The organism is Mycobacterium paraseoulense, assembly GCF_010731655.1.
Taxonomy (GTDB): Bacteria; Actinomycetota; Actinomycetes; order Mycobacteriales; family Mycobacteriaceae; genus Mycobacterium; species Mycobacterium paraseoulense.
Map to the genome: position 1 here is coordinate 3,989,573 of NZ_AP022619.1, position 16,101 is coordinate 4,005,673.

General features: G+C 68.3%; 14 protein-coding genes. All 14 read right to left on the minus strand.

Annotated elements, in window-relative coordinates:
• Positions 1–259: 259 nt before the first annotated feature.
• The gene (locus tag G6N51_RS18535; protein ID WP_083176595.1) at positions 260–859 is read right to left on the minus strand and encodes a DUF4254 domain-containing protein; all 600 of its coding nucleotides are present in this window, start codon (positions 857–859) and stop codon (positions 260–262) included.
• On the minus strand, positions 846–1,880 hold the full coding sequence (locus tag G6N51_RS18540) for a glycosyltransferase family 9 protein (RefSeq protein ID WP_083176593.1): 1,035 nt from the start codon (positions 1,878–1,880) through the stop codon (positions 846–848). The genes G6N51_RS18535 and G6N51_RS18540 overlap by 14 nt, the downstream gene beginning before the upstream one ends.
• A gap of 136 nt (positions 1,881–2,016) precedes the next feature.
• On the minus strand, positions 2,017–2,379 hold the full coding sequence (locus G6N51_RS18545) for a YbaB/EbfC family nucleoid-associated protein (RefSeq protein ID WP_232078429.1): 363 nt from the start codon (positions 2,377–2,379) through the stop codon (positions 2,017–2,019).
• Between the two features lie 129 nt (positions 2,380–2,508).
• The gene (gene eccE / locus G6N51_RS18550; RefSeq protein WP_083176589.1) at positions 2,509–3,912 is read right to left on the minus strand and encodes a type VII secretion protein EccE; all 1,404 of its coding nucleotides are present in this window, start codon (positions 3,910–3,912) and stop codon (positions 2,509–2,511) included.
• 4 nt (positions 3,913–3,916) lie between these two features.
• Complete coding sequence (mycP, locus tag G6N51_RS18555; protein WP_083176603.1) at positions 3,917–5,260, minus strand: type VII secretion-associated serine protease mycosin; 1,344 nt, start codon at positions 5,258–5,260, stop codon at positions 3,917–3,919.
• Between the two features lie 111 nt (positions 5,261–5,371).
• Complete coding sequence (gene eccA / locus G6N51_RS18560; RefSeq protein WP_142275284.1) at positions 5,372–7,231, minus strand: type VII secretion AAA-ATPase EccA; 1,860 nt, start codon at positions 7,229–7,231, stop codon at positions 5,372–5,374.
• Positions 7,232–7,281: 50 nt separating this feature from the next.
• Entirely contained in the window at positions 7,282–8,841 is a 1,560-nt protein-coding gene (gene eccE / locus G6N51_RS18565; RefSeq protein ID WP_083176599.1) for a type VII secretion protein EccE, read from the minus strand.
• The gene (gene mycP, locus G6N51_RS18570) at positions 8,838–10,466 is read right to left on the minus strand and encodes a type VII secretion-associated serine protease mycosin (protein ID WP_163750928.1); all 1,629 of its coding nucleotides are present in this window, start codon (positions 10,464–10,466) and stop codon (positions 8,838–8,840) included. Before mycP (G6N51_RS18570) ends, eccE (G6N51_RS18565) begins: the two co-directional genes overlap by 4 nt.
• A gap of 14 nt (positions 10,467–10,480) precedes the next feature.
• A complete protein-coding gene (eccD, locus tag G6N51_RS18575; protein ID WP_083171045.1) occupies positions 10,481–12,010 on the minus strand; it encodes a type VII secretion integral membrane protein EccD in 1,530 nt (509 codons plus the stop codon).
• On the minus strand, positions 12,007–13,032 hold the full coding sequence (locus tag G6N51_RS18580; protein ID WP_142274907.1) for a MinD/ParA family ATP-binding protein: 1,026 nt from the start codon (positions 13,030–13,032) through the stop codon (positions 12,007–12,009). The genes eccD and G6N51_RS18580 overlap by 4 nt, the downstream gene beginning before the upstream one ends.
• Before the next feature lie 130 nt (positions 13,033–13,162).
• Positions 13,163–13,993 carry an ESX secretion-associated protein EspG gene (locus G6N51_RS18585; protein ID WP_083171047.1) on the minus strand — a complete coding sequence of 277 codons (831 nt, stop codon included), beginning with the start codon at positions 13,991–13,993 and terminating at the stop codon, positions 13,163–13,165.
• Positions 13,994–14,133: 140 nt separating this feature from the next.
• Positions 14,134–14,424, minus strand: coding sequence for a WXG100 family type VII secretion target (locus G6N51_RS18590; RefSeq protein WP_083171049.1), 291 nt, complete (start codon positions 14,422–14,424; stop codon positions 14,134–14,136).
• A gap of 50 nt (positions 14,425–14,474) precedes the next feature.
• Positions 14,475–14,798, minus strand: coding sequence for a WXG100 family type VII secretion target (locus G6N51_RS18595; protein ID WP_067271862.1), 324 nt, complete (start codon positions 14,796–14,798; stop codon positions 14,475–14,477).
• Between the two features lie 111 nt (positions 14,799–14,909).
• A complete protein-coding gene (locus G6N51_RS18600; RefSeq protein ID WP_083171051.1) occupies positions 14,910–16,091 on the minus strand; it encodes a PPE family protein in 1,182 nt (393 codons plus the stop codon).
• Between the last annotated feature and the right edge of the window lie 10 nt (positions 16,092–16,101).

The window sequence follows — 16,101 nt, forward strand, 5'->3', positions numbered from 1 at the left end:
ACCGCGGCGATTTATCCGGTTCAACGCCGACCACCCCTTTCGTTTGCCAGGTCATGCGGGCGTCGCAGAAGGCACGCCGCCCGCTGCAGACTGCTATCGTAAGCCCCCAACCAGCGGCCTGTAGGCGCTAATTTGAAGCTCATCATTTCTTTCATCGCAGTTGGCGGCAGCATCATGATTTGTTGTCGACAACCAACTTTGGATGGCCCGGCGATGCCGCTGGGCCCGGGAGTGAATCGGTCCACTCCGCTCGTCGTGGTCAGCGCTGTTCGGTATGGCGCGTCTCAACCAGGGCACAGTAGCTGCCCTGACCCTCGGCTTTGAATTGGCGATACAGCTTGAACCTGACCTCGCCGTCGCGGATACCCGCAAGGAGCCGGTCGAGGCCGCCGAAGAGGTCGTCATACTGCTCTTCGAGCAGCCGGTGGCGCGAACCGAACCGGTCATCCGTGTGCAGGATCCGCAGTGCGAGAACCGAAAGCCGGTCCACGATCGTGCCTGGCGTCTCGGTGTGCAGCCTGGCAGTGGGATTCGGCGGGAAGCGGTCGAGCAAGGCGACGTCGATATCCTCGATGGTCGCGTTGCGTCGCGCGTTGAGGTCGTCGATAGAACGTTTCCTGCGGGCGATCTCATGGTCGTCGGCGCCGGCACGGCGAACGGCGTCTTCGTGATGCCACAGCGCGAAGTTGATCGCATGCAGACGCAACGCCGTCGCCGCGATAGTCCGGCCTTCCCATGACATTTCGGGTTCTTGGCGGTGCCACGCCTGCGCCAGGTCGGAGAACTGACGCACAGCGGCGAGAAGATCGCTCGCTGTTGGATCGCGGGATGCGCCGCGCGAGCTTTCAGGCATGCTCATCGGCGAGATCGGTCAAGGCGCGCAGCACCTCGTCGACGGTGATGTCGGCCATGGTCTTCACATCGACGTGCCGGTGCGGTGCGAACCTGAACCCCCATGTCGAGGGCCGGGTCGGGCCGAAAAGACCGACGCCGGGAACTCGCGCCAAGTCCGCGGCATGGAGCATGCTCGAATCGACGCCGACAAAGAGGTCGGCGCTGGCGACCAGGCCCATGGTGAGATCGAGGGGTAACCCGAGATAGGAAATGACACGGTCGCGCTGACTCCCGACGTTGAGCTCCTCGTGCCCCATCCCCACGATCCACGCGACGAAGTCGCGACGACGCGACAGGAACCGGTCCAGCAGGTCGATGAACCGGGTGATCGGCCAACGCTTCTCCGTCCAATCGGTGTCGGCGTGCACGACAAGGACTTTGGTCTCCCGCCCGACGTCGGCTCGGATCGAGCGCGCTCGCTCCCGCGCTTCGGGCGCAATGGCGACCGCTTGCGCATGATCGTCGATCCGCGCCGAAGGATCGAACAGACGCGCCAGATTGAAGATCAGGTCGGCCGCATGGTCGACATCCTTCGGCGCCACGATGTCGTAGCTATCGTGGTCGATCTTGAAGCCGATGCTCGTCCTCGGAGCCAGGGCTTCTCGAAGGGGACGAACAAAGCTGTTCGATATCAGGTTCCACGGCACGGTATTGATGAACACGTCCACACCGCCGACCTCCGCGGCCAGGGCGCCATAGTCGGGCATCCGACGGGGCGCTACGCCGGCGGCGGGCGATGCGGTGATATCGATCAGGCGAGGACTCACCTCCCATAAGCACAGGTCGAAAATGAACTTTGGGCAGACCAATGTCAATGGGGCGGTGAACATCTCGCTGAGGGCGCGCACCGTCGGGAGGGTGACGATGGCCTCCCCGATTTTCCCGCCGAGATAGACCGCGGGCCGATCTACCCGCAGCACATCGCCGAGCGCGCTTCGCTCAAGCCTCGGCGAGTGTTCGCCCTGCGGAACCGCGATTTCGCTCAAGTTCGACCATCCTCCAGCCAAAGCTTAAACGCCGAAGGGGGGAGGTATGGGCACTTAATTCGAGCCGGTCCCGGGTATCACCCGGTGGGGGTCAGGCCGGCACCGGGCCAAGCCGTTGTCGCTGAATCCGATTGCCTCAGATCAGGCCGACGGTGTGCTGCAGCGAACCGGCGAGCTCGGTCAGGGACGCAAACAGCTGCGCCTGCTGGGCTTGCAGGGCCGCCGAGGCGCCGGCCTGCGCCTGCTGCAGCGCCTCGTTGATGCGCTGTTGCACCGTGTGGGCGCCGAGGCGCAGCAGGCCGTCCTCGATGTCCAGGCCGACGATGCACCGTTGCCCGTTGATGGTCACTTCGACGGTCTCGGTTTCGTCTGTGGCCGTGAAGGATTGGGTGTGCGTCCGCTGCATCTGGGACTCGAGGGCCGAACTGAACTGCTGCAACTGCTCAAGCGCCTGGGCGACCTGGGGGTGCGCGTCCGGGCTCATGCCAAGAGTGCTCATGCGGGTGGTCCTTAAACTCGGTTGAGTCTTGTCGCGTGGGCCGCCGACGGCCTCGGTCCACAACCGGGCTTGAGTCTAAAGCGGGCCGGCCGATCGCGCGCGTCGAGCGTCGTCGGGGCGGCGGGCGCCTCAGGAGGCGGATCTGCCCGCCCCGGGCAGGGCCTGTTCGTAGCGGCCTTCCTCAGGAGGGGCGACGGGCCGGATCGGCAATTGCCGGTGCCGGGGGGTGCTGACCATGTTGTGCCGCAACACCACCCGTTCGACTCCCGGGTGGCGGCCGAGATAACTGGTCACGTTCGGCCAGGCCACCTTCGCCTCCGGCCCGACCTGTGCGCCGATTAGCTCGGCGAACTCCCGGAAGTGCGGGCCGAGCGTGACGGTGCCGCCCGCGGCCGCGGCCCGCAGGACGAACTGGGTGAACACCCGGGCGTCGCCCAGGGCGACGCTCGCGTCGACGTCGTCGAACGGCAGATAGACCGGGTGGTGGCTCGCCGTCTCACCGACGAGCACGCCCGCCGACCCGATCGGCAGCTGGTGGTGGCGATCGGAGACCAGGGTCTGGCCTTGCAACGCGGCGCGCTGGCCGCCGGACACCCGGGTGAACCCGCGCCGCTTTTTCGGCTTGGCCGGCGTCGTGAGCAGCACCGTGGACTGGGGTGTCGTTCCCGCCCCGACCCGCACCCTGACGATGGTGTGGTCGGCGGCAGCCGACCACCACACATCCGGGCCGCCGGGCGCGGTGTAGGCGGTGGTGAAGCTGTTGTGGCCCTTGAGCGTCGACCAGTTCTCCCGTTCGAAGCCCACATCCGTGGCCCGGTCGAAGTCGTCGAAGCTGCGCCCACACACCGCGTCGACTCCGTGCCGCGCCAGGTCGTCGGCGATCCGCGTCGTCGACGCCACCAGATACCGGACCATCCCGGCGACTCCGGCGTCGCGCCGCCCCGCCGACTTGCGGACCCGGCGTGGGTCGGCGCGCACCATGATCCAGGTCCGGCGGTGCGCCGGCGCCGGGTCGGACCCCTGCAGCTGCTGGTAAAGGTCCAGCACGTCCGCGGTCGCGGTCCTGCCGACCCGGTAGCCCGCCGACACGACGTCCGCCTCCAGGTCGGGGCAGTGCACCGACAACAGCCGGTCCAGCAGCCGCGTGTCCACCACGTCGTCGGTGTGTGCCTTGCCCTCGACGATGACCGTCGGGGTGAACGGGCGGGGAATGAGTTCGATGACCGCGACCAGAACTCTGCCCTTCCACCGCACGGCCACGTGGTCCCCGGGCTGCACGGTGGCGCCCACGACGGGCTCCGACGGCGCAACGAGGGGCCGGCGTCGGCGCACCGACCATGCGAAGAACGCTGCCAGCCAGCCGAATAGGCGCCGCCCGCGGAAAGTGACCAGTCCCAGCAGTACCGCCACCGCCACCACGGTGGGCCCCGCCCACACGTAGCGCGTCCGCAGAAACAGCAGGATGCAGACCGGTGCCAGCGCCGCCACCCACAGGGCGTACGCGCTGCTGAACCGGAGCCGTACTGATCTCATCGCCTCACCGCCGTCGCAGGGCTCGTCCAGCCAGCGCGGCCAGCCCCAACACCAGGGTCAGACCGATGATGCCCAGCGCCACCGCCGAGATCGGCCCATGATCGGGGCCGGGCACCGGGACGGGGGGCTGAATCCGTTGCACCGACGGGGAGTTCGCGGGACCCGCCGAAAGGTCCCATGTCAGCGCCGCGTAGGCGTCGACGATGCCCGCGCCAACCGCGTCGTCGACGCCGCCGCCGGGGTGTCGTGCGGTCGCCGTGATCCGGTTGATGATCTGGGCCGGCGGCAGGTCGGGAAACTTCTGCCGGAGCAGCGCCGCCACCCCGGAGACGTAGGCGGCGGCAAAGGACGTGCCGGCGATGGGCACCGGGCCGTCCTTGCCCGGCAACGCATCCACCGGGTCGCCGTTGTCACCGAGCGCGACGATGTCTTCCGCGGGCGCCGCCGCACCCACCCAGGGCCCGTGCATGGAGAACGGGCTCGGCGCTCCGTTCTGGCCGACGCCGCCGATGGCCAGCACCAGCGGCGCGTACCACGCCGGCGTGACGATGGTCTGCACCTGCGCCCAGCCGCGCGGGTCGCTGGGCATCGACGGGTCGGGCGGCGGATTCTGCGAGCAATCGCCACCGGTGTTACCGGCCGCGACGATGATGACGGCACCCTTGACGTTGACGGCGTAGTTGAGGGCGGCGCCCAAGGTGGATTCGTCGACCGGCTTGTGCACCTTGAAGCAGGCCGCTTCGCTGATGTTGATCACGCCTGCGCCCAGATTGGCCGCGTGCACCACCGCGCGGGCCAGGCTGCGAACCGAGCCGGCCGCCGGCGAGGCGTTGGGGTCGTTCTGGTTGGCCTGGTTGTCCTTCGGCTCGAAGGCTTCCGACGTCTGGCGCACCGAGATGAGCCGCGCGTCGGGCGCGACGCCGACGAACCCGTCGGTGAGCGAGGGCCGGCCGGCGATGATGGAAGCCGTGAGCGTGCCGTGGGCATCGCAGTCGGAGAGCCCGTCACCGTCGGGGACGACGAAATCGCCACCCGGTTCCGCGGGGACCCGCGGTGAGGGATCTACTCCGGTGTCGATCACGGCGACCGTCACGCCGGCGCCGGTGGCGAATTTCTGCGCCTGGCCGACCCCCAGGTAGGCATTCGCCCACGGCGCGTCGTGAAAGTTGGTGCTCGGCAACGTCAATGGTGCCCGGCATACGCGGCGTTGTTCCAGGGGCTGGTCGGGTCCGGTCGCGTCGGGCGGCATGGCGCCCGGGTCTATCGTCGGCGGGGCGACCGCCGAGGCCGGCGGCGCGATGAGCAGGATGAACATGACCGCCACCGTGATCGAGAAGATACGGTGCACCGACGGACACTCCATTCGCTCAGCCGCGGCGGCTGAACCACCGGCCGCGGGCCTGCGAGCATCCTAAGCTTTCCGGGCCACGCCCCGGGACGCTTTTACGACGCCTGGCGATTACCAGACGATGGCCGCCATGTCACGGTTGTCCGAACAGACGCTGCGCACCGCGGCCTCGATGTCGGGGGCGGTGATGATTTGTAGGTCCTCGACCGTGACCGCCTGGCCCGCACGTTTTTGCGCGACCACCCGGGTGTCCCGGAAGCCCTCCGCACGTTCGATGACGTTGCGGGCGAACCGGCCGTTCTGCATGGCGTCGATGCCGTGCCGGCCGCCGGGCGTCGTGTAATTGCGGATGGTGGTGGCCGCATCCAGGAACGCCTCCCGCGCCGCGTCGTCGAGCTTGCTGGCGCGCGGCGCCGCGTAGCGGTGCCCGATCTCGACGATCTCGGCCGGTGAATACGACTCGAACCGCAGCTTGCGGTTGAACCGGCCCGCCAAACCCGGGTTCACGGTGAGGAATTCGTCCACCTGGTCCTCATACCCCGCGCCGATGAAACAGAAGTCGAAGCGGTGCGTTTCCAGCGCGACCAGGAGTTGGTTGACGGCTTCCATGCCGATCATGTCGGGCGTGCCGTCCTGGTGCCGCTCGATCAACGTATAGAACTCGTCCATGAAAATGATTTGGCCAAGCGACTTTTCGATCAGTTCGTTGGTCTTGGGCCCCGACTCCCCGATGTAGTGGCCGCAGAAGTCCGACCGGCGGACCTCCCGGATTTCGGGGTTGCGGACGATGCCCATGCCGGCGTAGATCTTGCCGAGCGCCTCGGCGGTGGTCGTTTTACCGGTGCCGGGCGGGCCCACCAACAGCATGTGGTTGGTCTGTCCCTCCACCGGCAGCCCGTGCTCGAGGCGCATCATCCGCACTTCGAGCTGGTCTTCGAGCGCCGACACGGCCTGCTTGACCGCCGCCAGCCCGACCTGCTTGGCCAGCAGCGCGCGGCCCTCGGCGAGCAGCTCGGCGCGCCGCTCGGCAGTGGCATCGTCGTTGAGCTCGTCGCGGCTCTTGGCCGTCGACGCGTCCCAGCGATCGATGCGGCTGGCGATGGTCTCCTCGTCGGTCACGACCAACTGCAGGTTCGGGTCGGCCAGCGCCTCCTTGGCGGCCTCGGTGAGGACGCCGTTGATGGTGGCCTTCGACAGCCAGATCTGGGCCTTGTCCTCCTCACGCAGCTGGCGGTGCACCATCCCGCGCACATACGCCAGGTCGGCGACCAGCAACGGGATATCGGCCGGCCCGATCGAAGCGGTCAGCACGTCGGCGTCGAAGCGGCCCGATGCGTTGGTCTGCCCGATCACGTCGACGCGGTCGAGCCAGTCCAGCGCGACCCTGCCCTGCCCGAGATGCGCGGCGGCGTGGGCCGCCAGCGCGCAGATCGACGCTGTCACCGCCGACATGATGATGGCCTGCGGAGGCAGCTCCTCGGCGGCTGCCAGCAACACGTCCGGCCAGCGCTGCGTGGCAAACATCAGGAACGCCCGGGCCAGCTGGTGCCACTGATAGTTGGCCCACGAATCCAGCAGGTCGCGATTGGCCAGCAGCCGGTCGGCCTCGGCGTACTCCCCGGCGATGGTCAGCGCCGACGACAAGGCAAGCCCCACCTGGGATGCGTCGGTCACCGTGATCCCGACGTAGGGGCCGAGCTGGATCTCCGCGGCGAGGGTCTGCCCGATGCGGGTCGTCTCGCGGTGCAACCATTCGCCGGCGGCGTAGAGCTTCTTCAGCGAGGTCAGATCGTTGTCACCGCAGGCGATGCGGCCCAGCCACGCGTCGGCCATCGACGGGTCGGCGTCGGTGGCCGCGACGAACTCGGGCAGGGCCGCCGCCCGGCCCTGCCTGCTCTTGACGGCCATGGCCCGGTCGAAATGCCTACGGGCAGTTTGTAGGTCACCCATCGCGTGCACCATCCTTCGCACGGTGGCTGTTGCGGCCGCTCATCACAGTGTGCCTTCGAATCCTCGACGTCCTACATGACCGACATGGTGACCGGCTCGAGACTCACGTAGCGGTTCTCGGCACGGAACATGTCCATCTCGGCCAGCCACTCCTTGCCCGCCGCGCTGACCCGCACCGTCGCGGGACCGACCTGCTCGACGATCACCTCGAAGTTGTGCCGGTGCCCCTCGGGCAGCCTGGTGCCCGACGGCGCGACGGTGATCACGGTCGCGGGTCGCGGCGTCGGTGAGATCGGTGCGACGTGCTCCACGACGCTGACGGTGGTGCGCGGCGCGGGCCGCACCGTGCTGACGACGCTGATCTCCGGCATCCGCACCGTGGACCAGCGCGTCGTGTCGCGGGTATGCACGCAGACCCGCTCGCCCGCTCCGGCGGTGCGGATCACGATGCGCTTGGCGATCGGATCGTCGGCGGCCACGAAAACCCGTGACAACTCACCGGCGTCGGTGACGGGAACCATCAGCCGGTCCCCGTTGCTCAGCTTGCCGATCAGCACGCCCGACGGGCCGATCTCGGTGAGCAGTTGCTGGGGCAGCGGGCTGGGGCGCAGCGCGCGCAGGTAGGGCCGCGGGCCGCACATGTTGGCCGCGGCGGCGGCCGCCTGCTCCCCGTTGAGCCGACGCAAGATCACGCTGGGCGGGGTGGGAGCCGGCGTCGGCGTGCGCACGGTGATGGTCGCGGTGCAGGTCGCGTCCGGGTACACGGTCACATTCTGGATGACCTCGTCGACGCGCAGCGTCCATGCCTGCGACAGCACCCGCGAGGTGATCGCCTCGGCCGGATACGCGTAGGTCGTCATCCAGCCCGCCTCACCCCGGATGGCCTTCCACCTCTGCGTCTCGCCCTCGATCGCGTCACACCCCAGCCGGCGGTCGAGCTCGGCCAGATCGGTGGCGTTGGCCACCTTCGCCCGCAACCCCTGGCAACGGAGCAGACCCGCGATGCGCTGCGCCACCGAAATGGCCGCCGCGCCAACGGTTGTGCGCCATCGGAGCGCTTGCGTGTTGTCGATGACGGATAGCCGCACGATCAACCAGGTTTCGCGCCGGCCCGCATACGGCGGGGTGCCGATCTCCGAGTCGTACACCCGCGGGTAGTCCCCGACGTTGCCGTGCCGAGAGCCGAGCGAGACGACGCTGATCGAGTCCAGCACGAGCCCCAGCGCCTGGTGCATCATCGGCACCAATTCGACGACGTCGATGACGTTGTCGGTCTCGACGCTCACCGAACCGGTCACCGTGGTGGCTTGGTGCGCCCTGCCGAGCAACTGCACCGCCACCACCGCGACACCGTCCTGCACCCGCACTCCACCACCGGACCGGTTGTTGGCCACGGTGATTGGCGCGTCCCAGGTGATCGGGCGCCGCCCGCGCCGCCACAACACCAGCCATGACCACGCCGGCTGACCCCACCACCGGACGAACACCAGCGCGGCGCCGACCACCACGGCGACCGCGGCGCCGATATAGCCGCCCACTGCCCAACTCGCCACCGCGAGCACGAACAGCACCCACACCCCGAGGACCCGCCGGTTGCTGCCCGGGCCGAACCCGGTCAGCGTGGGCCTCACCGCGCCCTCCTGAGCCGCGCAGCGACCGCGGCCACGAGTACGCCGGCGGCCACCGCCCCGACGAACCCGATGGCGATGTTGCGCGCCCGGTGGTCCGGCGGCGGGGGTGGCGGGGCGGGCCTGATGACCCGGGTCTGCGCGCCCGGTGCCATCCGGTCACCCGGCGGAATGTTGAACGTCAGTGCCGCAACGGGATCGACCAGCCCGTACCCGACCTTGTTGTCCACTCCCGAAGGTGGATTGTGCGCCGACTGGACGATCCTGTTGATCACCTGATGCGCGCTCAGATCGGGGAACTTCGCCCGGACCAGGGCCGCGACTCCGCTGACATAGGCGGCCGAGAAGCTGGTGCCCCAGAACGGCATGTTCTTCTCGCCCGGCCGCGACGGCGGGTAGGCGTTGACGGGTCCGCCCCCCTGGGACGAGAGACCCATGATGTGGGTGCCCGGCGCCGCGACACCCACCCAGGGCCCCGACATGCTCTTGTCGAGCGCGGCGCCGGTGGCATCGACCGCCCCTACCGACAGGACGTAGTCGGAAAACCACGACGGCGACGATACGACCTTGACCTGATGCCAGTCCCGGGGATCCGACGGATCCAGGGGGTCGTACATCGGGTTGTTGTTGCAGCCGGCTTCCCCGTCGTTTCCGGCCGCGGCCACGACCACCGCGTCCTTGACGGTGGCGGCGTACCACAGCGCCGCGCCGAGCGCCCGCTGGTCGGCGGGGGCCGCCGCAGGCAGGCACGCGGTGACCGAGATGTTGATCACCTTCGCACCCATGTTGGCCGCATGGACCACGGCGCGCGCCACCGTGTTGAGCGTGCCGGCTTTGACCTTCTCGTCGGAATTGGGGTCTCCCGGTCCGGGGTTGACCGGCTCAAAAGCCCTCGACGACTGGCGAATTGAGATCACGGTCGCGTTCGGGGCAACCCCCACCACCCCGTCGGGCGCTCCCGGCGGAAGCGGGGGCACCGCCGGTTCGTCCTCGGTCTGCGGGTCGGGCGGCCCGTTCGAGATGGCGGTGGCCCCGCCACCCTCCGGCGGCGGTGGCGGCGGTGGCGGCGGCGGAATCACCTGGGTGATCGTCACCGGTGGGGGCGGCGGCGGCGGAGCGACCGGCGGCGGCACCTCGACCGGTGGTGGCGGGGCGCCGATGGCCGGCGGCGGTCCGGCCGGCGGAGGGAACGCCGGTGTCGACGGCATCGGTCGCGGCATGGGCAAGACGCCTTGCGGTGCGGCGGCGATGATCGAGCCCACGATCGTGCCGTGCGCGTCGCAGTCCGACAGGCCGTCCTCGCCCATGATGTAGTCACCACCGGGCACGGCCGGCAGCCGCGGGTTGGGTGAGATGCCGGTGTCGATGACCGCCACCGGTACACCGTTGCCGGTGCTGTACTGCCATGCCTTGCTGATGTTGAGCAAGTTGAAGCCCGGCGCCAGCTGCGCGACGTCGGGGTTGCGCACCGTGATGGGCGTCGAGCAGCTGTTTGCGCGGCGCATCGGTTGGTCCGGTCGGGGCGGTCCGTCGGGCGGCACCAACCCCGGATCCACCTGCGGGGGCGTGATGGCTTGTGCGGCGGGGATATTCGCCGACAGCGCGACCAGGGTGACGGCGGCGGCCATCGCCGCAGCCCTCTTTAGTGCCGAATCCACGTGAACAGCCCTCCCAGGGCCGCCGCCGCCGGCAGCAGGACGATGAACGCCAACACCTCCACCCATTCCACGGTCAACCGGATGAAGGGCCGGAACCGCACCGTCGGCACCAGGAGCGCCGCGGCCAGACCGCATGCGGCGAAGGCGGCGATCGCCGCCGCGGGCCAAAGTAGGCCGCTCATAACGTCTTTCGGCTCGGCGACGGCATATTTGACCACACCGGCGCATACCGCCGCCGAGGCCCCGCAGACGAGCGCGACGGCCTGGTACTTGGCGGCGAATCCGCGGCCCTGGGTGATGAAGATGCCCACCACCAGCCCGGCCACCACCAGCGCCAACCAGGCCCAGGGGCGTCCCGGCGCCAGCACCCCCCACACCGCGGCGGGCAGCACGATCGACACCCCGACGCACACCCCGACCTGGACGGCGTTGACCAGCCGCGCCGAGGCGGCGATCGCCGCTCCGCGCGCGGTGATGTCGGTCAATTCGTTGTCCTCGTCCTCGGATTCGTCCTCGCTGACCGGGGAGACCGTGTCGACGGGCATGCCCTCGCGGCGCGCGAACAGGTCGCGGCCGGTGATCGATCCGAAGTGTGGCGGGCGCACCCGGGCCACCCAGAGCGCGATCAGGGGGGTCATCCGGACCAGGATCAGCAACCCGACCAGCACGCAGATGGCCAGCACCTGCGCCGAGGCCGGCCGGAACATCCGGACCAGGGCAACGGCGGCCACGATCCCGCACACCGTCACCACCGCCGTGACGACGGCGGTCTGCCAGCGCTTGCGCGTCATCACACCGATGGCGATGGCACCGAGGATCACGATCACCAGGCCGATCAACCCGTGGGCCGCGCCCAGGGTGCCCGGCGGCGCACACCCGCCCGCGACGGCCAGCAACACGACGGCCAGCCACCCGAACCCGCTGAACAGGTCCCGCCGCTCCCGCCAGCCCCACCAGACCACAGAGGTCGCGATCACCAGGAAGACACCGACGGCGCCGGCCACGGCGGCCGGGACGGGGTTGTCGGTGAACGTCCGCGCCCGCAGGGTGAGGGCCACCACCACCGCGGCCGCCATCGCGATGACCGCGATGGCGGTGTGCGCGGCCGTCAGGGGCGTCACGGGGGCGAACATCCGGTCACCGCCGTCGCGGCCCAGCCACTTGCCCATGGCCGCCAAACCGGTTGACAGCGACTCGTACTGCGGTTCGAAGGACTCGCCCGCGACCCGGGGCACCAGCACCAGGGTGTCGCCGTCCTGCACGCCCAGCTCGTCGAGACTCTTGTTGATGTCGAGCCGGACCCCATTGATCTTGTGCAGTTCGTAGCTGCCCGCGGGCAGCGTAATGCCTTCAAAGCCTTTGCGCTTCAGGTCCGCGTCGAAGAGCTCGACCATTCCCTCGAAAAATCCCTCGACCGGAATTCCGGCGGGGAACACTTGCGAGCACAGATGCTTCTCGTAGGAAATATTGACCGCACAGCGCGCCGGGAAGGCGACCTTATGCGCTGACGTCACGGCGCCGTCCGCTCCGCATCCGGAATGTATTTGTCGGCCAGGCCGGCGGTAATTTCAAAAAGCCGCAACCGCGTCTTTTTCTTCAATTCGTGAACCGTGTCGATGAGCCCGCCTTTTGCCAGGTGCGGATCGAACGGCATCTCTTCGACGGTCGCGCCGACTTTGCTGAACCGCTCGGTCAGGTAGGCCAACGCATCCTTGTCGGCGATCTGGTCGGTGTGGTTGATGATCACGGTGCTGCGCGAGACCAGCTCGTGGTAGCCCTGGGACCTCAGATAATCCACGGCCCGCAGCACCGGCCGGGACCGGTCCGCGGTGATGCCGGAGACGAACACCAGGGTGTCGGTGTTCTCCAGGACCGGCTTCATCACTTCGTGTTCCAGATCCGGAGAGGTGTCGACGATCATCACGGTGTGGGTGCGCCGCAGCCGCGACAGCACCCCGGAGAACATCGCCGGCACCAGCGGCCGGGGCTGGTCCGACGTGCGGTTTCCGGCCAGCACATCGAGGCCGATCGGGTTCTGCCCCAAGTGTTCACGAATGTCCGCGTAGCCCTGGACGTCGGTGTCGTTGATGATGGCGGTGTAGTCGCCCGGCGGGGACTCGTCGATGCGGTCGGCCAGCGTGCCGAAACCCGGGACGGCGTCGATCGCAATCACGTTCTGCGGGCGGCACTCTCGAAAAACGCCACCGATGCACGCAACCATCGTCGACACCCCGACGCCGCCCTTACCGGAGACCACCGTGATGACGTACTGTCGCCGGATGTGCCGCCGGATGCGGTTCTGCAAGTCCCGGTAGTGCCGCTCGCTGGGCGATTCACCGGGGTTTATTTTCTTAAAAGAGATGACGTAGATGAATTTCCGCCAACCCGAGCCGGGAGGAATCTTTCGAGGCGCGGCCAGATCGGTAATACGCATGGTGTCGGATACCGAATCCGGGAAGTTGCGGCCCCCTGACGGATCCCCCCGTCTGAGCGCCCCTTCGTCCGAGATATTCGGGTCATTCCAAGGGCTGGTCACGTCGCGATGCTAACACGCTCGACCATACCGCGTTTACCGATCAAGAAACCCCTCCAAGTGCGTAAGGGGTTGCTATTCCACGGCATTGGTGAACCGACTTATCTTGGGTCAGTGGAGAATCCGGCGCCGGTCAGACCACCCGCCGATACGAGTACCACTCGTCGCCGGCGGGCAAACGGCGGATGAGCCGCTGCACGGCGCCGCTGATGTCGCTGCGGGAGCCGGGCGAGATGATCTGATAGCGCCGCTGCCCCGAGATGACGCACTCGATGCACACGCGCCCGGAGGGGGTGTCGACGATGGACACCGACGAATCGCCGACGGCCATGCGCGCCAGTTCGTCCGGCCCGACACCGGCCTGCAGCGCGACGATGGACGCCCGCGCCGAGCGCGCGGGGTCGGCGGCCGCCAGCACGAGCTGCAACTGGTCGGCGTCGAGGCGCTGGGCAAGCAGGAAGGTCTTCAGGCTGGCGGCGTCACGCACCGACGCGAGCAGTTCTTCGGTGTCCAAGGTGACGGGCCGCAGGGGCGCGACCTCCGCCACGCCGCACAACCGCTCGACTTGTCCCACCACGAGGTCGCTGGCTCCCCCCTCGTCGGTGGCGGTCCCGGCGGGGTACAGGCGGATGAGCTCGTCGTGGCGCTCCAACACCACCCACCAGCTCGCGAAACGGCAGATAGACACCCGGGTCGGTTCGCGCCCCGGCACGTCGATGATCACCATCAGCGCCAAGTCTCGCCGCAATAGCACCGTGAGCCATTCGCGGATCATCGGGTCGACATTGCCGGCCTCGTCGAGGGCGCCGGCGGCCCTCAACTCGGCCGCGATCGGGTGGCTCAGCGCCCGCTCGGCGGTGTCGAGCCGCGGCAGCAACGGCCGTAATCCAAGCTCGGGACAAGTCTGCTCCACCCCGGTCACCGCTTGCAGCACCCACAGGCCGTCGACCGTCGTTGTCAGCATGTCACTTCGCTCTCCAAGCAGCGCGCTCCTCGACGGGCGGACCTGACAGCGAAGGGGGGCACATGCGCCCGCGCATCTGCCCCACCCTCATCCCATTACGGTCCGACGATCCAATCGGAGCTCGTCGCGGTCAGCTGATCTCAGCCGAACAAGTTGCCGATGTTCTGGTCGGTGGCGAGCGCGTTGTCCAGCACGTGCGAAGTCGTCGTCCCGTGCTGGCTCACGGTGTCGATCAGCCCCTGCAGCCCGGACAGCATCTGCGCCTGCGCCTCGAAGAATTGCTTCGCGCCATGACCGGCGAAGAATTCCGTCAGCTGGTTGGTCCGGTTCGAGGTGTCGTCATAAATTCCTTGCAGCTGGCCGGCACGGGAGGCGATGTCGGAGGCGAAATCGGCTACCGCACCCGGGTTATAGGTGATCGGGTTCGACATGGTGAAGTCCTTTCAAAAGTCCGTTGATGGATTTACGACCGAGTGCGTTGTCAGGAGCCGTGACCGCCGAATAGCGCGCTGAATGCGTGGGTGGAATCCGCCTCGTGGTGTTCCATCAGCGCCGCCGCCTGCTTGAGGCCCTCGGCCAGGCGGGTTCCGCCGTTGAGGACCTTGTTCAGATCGTTCTGAATTTCAATGGCAGTCGCGTGGGAGGCGGTCACTGCCTCACCCGACCAGGTCGAAGGGTTCATCACGTTTTCGTGATTCGCAATGTAGCCCTGGGCGATTGCGATCGCGTGCTCCATGTTCGCCTGGATATGGTTGGAAGCATCGCGCAGCACCTGAGCCGATACTTGGATTGTTGAGCTGTCCACTTGCGGTTTCTCCTAACTACTGCTGCCCTCCCCCGGGGAATTACCTGGGGCATGAAGCGAAGTGTATGAGGGCTATTTGGACCTGTCGATTCACCCTTGGCCGGGTCGGCTTCACACCCTTTCGTCGACGACCCGCACCGTCACGGGTTGCTCTGCTTTGTCACGGGAGCCGCGCTGGCCCCCGACCCCATGCCCCACGGGCATGCCGCCCGTCGGGGCGCCTCCCGTCGACGTGGTCTGCGGGCGCAATTCGTCCGTGCCCAGCGCCCCGGCCGGCCGCAGCCCCACCGGACGGCCACTGGCTACGGGCTCGAACGCGCTGACCGGACGGGTAAAGCTGGTCGCGGACATACCGGCATTGCCCAGGGATGCCGCCCCGCCGCCGCCCGACGCGCCGACTGCCGACATCTCCGTCGCCGACACCGCCGAAACCCCCGGTGCCGCCCCGCCCATGGCGCCGGACCCGGAGAACATGCCCATCATCGATTGCAGCGGCTGCATCATCTGCATCGGCGCCTGCATCATCTGCATGGGAGCCTGCATCGCCTGCGGGACCGCGCCCATCATCGATTGCACCGGTTCCATGAACGACCCGGCTTGACTCATGAAGTCCCCGCCCGACGCCGCCTGGCCGGCTCCCGATGTCCCCTGCTGCACCCCCTGAAAAGCCGAACGCATCCCGTCGCCGGCGCCGACCTGGGCGGCCGACTCGCCCACCGCCGAAGCCGCTTCCGCCGGCGCCGCCGGCGACGCGCCCATGGTCGCCAGCGGCGGCGGAATGGTCAGGCTTTGGGTCAGCGCCGTGAGGATGGCCCCGTAGCTGGCCCCGACGGCGGAGTTGTTCGGCCACATCGATCCGAAGTACTCGAGCTCGAGCGATGTGATCCGTGGCGTCAACGCCCCCAGCACCAAGGGGTTGATGCCGTAGTCGGTGGCGCATTCGGTGCGGTTCTCGATGCATTCGGGCGCCGGGCGCATCGAGCCGTACGCCATGTGATACGCCGAGACCGCGGTCGAGACCACCGCCGGTTTGACGTCCACCCACCCGGCGAGCCCGTGCAGGGACGTGTTCAGCGCGGTGGCGTTGGCCGCCGAGGCGAGGGATCCGGCACCAACCCAGCCGGCCGACGTGGCCACGGTGTTGATCGCGGACGCGATGCTCGACCCGTGATGAGTGGCCGCCAGCACCGTCCAGGCGGCCTGGTTCGCCAGATGCGTCACGACGCCGGCACCCGCCTTGAGCAACAGATCGTTGTCCTCAGGCGTACGCGCGGCCCACCCCGGATCGGCCATGCGTACTTCC